This window comes from Vibrio sp. 10N.247.310.17 (genome assembly GCF_041466605.1).
Classification (GTDB): Bacteria; Pseudomonadota; Gammaproteobacteria; order Enterobacterales; family Vibrionaceae; genus Vibrio; species Vibrio tasmaniensis_A.
Window position 1 is genome coordinate 1 of record NZ_JBFSTC010000180.1, and the last position, 3,503, is coordinate 3,503.

The 3,503-nt window shown below is 44.1% G+C and carries 2 protein-coding genes and 1 pseudogene; 1 reads left to right on the forward strand and 2 read right to left on the reverse strand.

Going from position 1 to position 3,503, the window contains the following annotated elements; translation table 11 throughout:
- Positions 1-97 precede the first annotated feature (97 nt).
- Positions 98-1,279, forward strand: a complete 1,182-nt coding sequence (locus AB6D80_RS24470) for an MFS transporter (RefSeq protein WP_371708709.1) — start codon at positions 98-100, stop codon at positions 1,277-1,279.
- A 99-nt stretch (positions 1,280-1,378) separates the two neighbouring features.
- On the opposite strand, the gene AB6D80_RS24475 is transcribed toward AB6D80_RS24470, so the two are convergent.
- Both AB6D80_RS24475 and AB6D80_RS24480 read right to left on the reverse strand, forming a co-directional pair.
- Positions 1,379-2,293 carry a DMT family transporter gene (locus AB6D80_RS24475; protein WP_371708710.1) on the reverse strand — a complete coding sequence of 305 codons (915 nt, stop codon included), beginning with the start codon at positions 2,291-2,293 and terminating at the stop codon, positions 1,379-1,381.
- Between the two features lie 349 nt (positions 2,294-2,642).
- A pseudogene (locus tag AB6D80_RS24480) lies at positions 2,643-3,452 on the reverse strand (DMT family transporter); the annotation flags it as partial.
- Positions 3,453-3,503: the final 51 nt, after the last annotated feature.

Below are 3,503 nucleotides of genomic sequence, written 5' to 3' on the forward strand. Positions count from 1 at the left end.
ATCGCCCAAACTGGTTAAATTTTAACAGTGACAACTATCCTGCCAGAGGGGGGAAACGAGAGTATGATGTTGGATTAATGATAAGGAAATTCTACTCATGAGTGAACCTGTTACGAATTGGAAAACGCCGCAAAACTTCTTATTACTGATTTCGATTGTTGTCCCTATCGCGTTTTCGAGCTGGATGGCTTTGCTGAATAACTTCGTGATTGAGAAAGCGAACTTTGATGGTGCCGATATTGGCTTGTTGCAAAGTGTTCGTGAGATCCCTGGCTTCTTAGCGTTTACTGTGGTGTTTGTGTTGGCATTCATTCGTGAGCAACGCTTTATGTTGATATCGCTGGCGATGTTAACTGTAGGCACGGCGATTACCGGTTTATTCCCTTCACTTACAGGTTTGTTGCTGACGACGATTTTGATGTCGACGGGTTTTCACTATTTTGAAACGCTGAAGCAGTCTTTGTCACTGCAATGGTTGAGTAAAGAAGAAGCGCCAGAGATGCTGGGTAAAATGATCTCTGTTGGCGCGTTAGCCTCGTTAATCACCTATGGCTCGATTTGGATGATGCTAGAGCAATATAAACTCGACTTTGCTTGGGTGTATGGCATCACTGGCGGTATTGGCTTTATTTTGGTTTTGGTGATGACCTTTGGTTTCCCGGAGTTTCAGACCAAGACCCAACAGAATAAGAAATTGGTGCTGAGAAAGCGTTACTGGCTCTACTACGCTCTTACCTTTATGAGCGGAGCAAGAAGGCAGATATTTACCGTGTTCGCGGGCTTCTTGATGGTAGAGAAGTTCGGTTACTCGGCTGCTGACATAACGCTACTGTTCTTAATCAACTATCTGTTTAACTTCTTGTTCGCAAAACGCATTGGTAAATTTATTGGTGTCGTGGGTGAGCGTAAGGCGCTTATCTTCGAGTATGTGGGTTTGATTGGTGTGTTTGTTGGTTATGGCTTGGTGCAAAGCGCTGAGTGGGCGGCAGCACTTTACGTGGTCGATCATCTGTTCTTTGCGTTGGCATTGGCGATCAAAACCTACTTCCAGAAAATTGCAGATCCTGCTGACATGGCCTCAACCGCTGGTGTCTCTTTCACCATTAACCATATTGCCGCGGTTGTTATTCCAGTCGCATTTGGTGTGATTTGGTTATCGTCTCCTGCAACGGTTTTCTACATTGGTGCAGTGATGGCTGCGGTTTCTTTGGCACTGTCTTTAAACATTCCTAAGAAGCCTGAAGAGGGTAACGAAGTCCGGATGTTCAGCTGGCGCTAAGTTGGTTTCAATCTGATGAGATAGACAAAAAGCTCCAATAGCGATATTGGAGCTTTTTTGTATGTGCTATTTGGAATACCTAATTAACTTTCAGTCGGATTAGCTTCTTACGGTTTTTAATCCACCACGTAGCTTGAAGATTCCCTTAGGTGCCTTGGTCAGCAAGATGCCACAAAGTAGAGGGAGCATCATAAGCAGAGACTGTTCAGATAGAACCTCACCATTGATGTAGCAAGAGATCAGCAGCGCAACCACTGGGAAGATTAGGAAGCAGATAGACGCTTGGAACGGCGTCGAAACTTGTCCGAGTTTAAAGTAGGCAACAATGCCGCCAACACTCGCCACAAAGCCGAGGTAAACTACCGCTGAGATTGAATCCCAAGTGAAGGATTCAACATTCACGTTTTCACCCATCGCCGAAACGGCGAATAAGAATAGAGAAGCGATCAGACTTGGGACTGCGTTGTACGTCAGTACTTCGATGCCTTTACAGTGCTTTTGAACTAACACATACATAACAGCGTGTATTGCCACAGCAAGACCTAAGCAAACTGTACCAACTAGGTAGTCATCGCCACCCATCTGCATTTCATTACCGAGGATCAAACATAGGCTTACAACAGCGGTAGCCAAACCAAATATTTGGTGCTTAGCCAATCGTAGGCCTAGGAATAGGCCTGACATCAACATCACAGCGACCGGCATGTTAGCGAAGATGATAGACGCTAGACCAGAAGAGATGTATTGCTCGCCATAGATCATCAAAGTAAATGGAATCGCAAAGTACATCAGCGCAACAATCAGCAACCATTGACGCTTGCCTTTAGGAAACAGCAGTGGCTGGTTGAAGACTTTCGCTAATACCGCAAGCAGAGGTGCAGCGAGTAAAAAGCGCAATGCAGTAGCAAAAATTGGTGGGATAGAATGCAATGCCACTTCCATTGCGAACCAAGTGGTTCCCCAAATTAGGCAAACAGAGACAAAAAGCAAGATAGTTAGCGACTTCGAATTCATGGTGACTACTCATTAATAATTATTTTAAATCATCGGCTTGTGGCGCCTTAATGATGTGGCATAGTATAAGGAGGTCGTCGGAGAAAAATTTTGTCTTTTTATCTCTAATTGCAATATCTCATGGAAAGATAATCTCTAATATGTCTATTTTTTAGAAAATAAATTCAAATTAGGTAGCATGAAGAAAGGCATTATTCTTTGTAAGGTTTAATGTTGTTTAAGAAACGATCAACTTGGCGAGTATGGCTATTTGGTTTATTGCTGTCAGCGTAGCAACAAAAGGCGCCTTTTAAATCACTGTATAAGATGTAAGGCGCGTTATTATTCTCAGTACAGTCGGTAGATTCAACTATGTAACAGGCTTAACTTGTTTTGACTGTCTTACCGAAAGGATAAGTTGCGGTAGCAGTGACATCACTATCATGCCTGTCATTAGCGAGTACTGAACTGCTGTAAATGATTCACTCATCAACACCATACCCGTCACGATCCCAGCTACTGGGTTAGCGATACCACCGAAGGTGAAATCCACCACTGACATACGCTGTAGTAGCCACACATACATGCCGTAACCCAAGGCTGTGTTCAGGACAATCACCCAAACAAGTCCTATTGCGTTACGAGTATCGAAATGAGTCACAGCGTTAACATAAGGCTGTGGGTCGATGAGCGCATGAACGCCAGACGCGACAGATAAAATCGTACCGCCTAGAATCAGTTGCCACGTTAATACCTTCCACCAATGCATGCGACTACCCAGTGACTTGGTAATGCTGCTGCCGATAACGATACACATGATTGCAGCGAACATGGCGCCTAAACCTATTGGGTTTAATGCGATTTGACTTGGATTAAACAATATCCACGCCAATGTGATTAATCCAACACCAGACAAGGCTTGAATCAATTGCGGACGCTGTTTCTTTACTACCCAATGGAAGATCATCGCAAACACTGGCACAGAGATCATACCTACACCGGAGATTGCCGAAGGCAACGTCAACGCCATCACGAAGATTAAGCTAAAGAAGGTCGCAATATTGATAAGACCCAATGTGAAAATGATCTGCCATTCGCCTTTTTGAGGCAGTGTCGGTTTTACTACTAGCAATAACAAACCAGCAGGCAACGCACGCAAAGCACCCAATAATAAAGGGTAATGCCGTTCGGATAAGCATTATTGCTTGAACCTGAACGGATATTTGGCTGG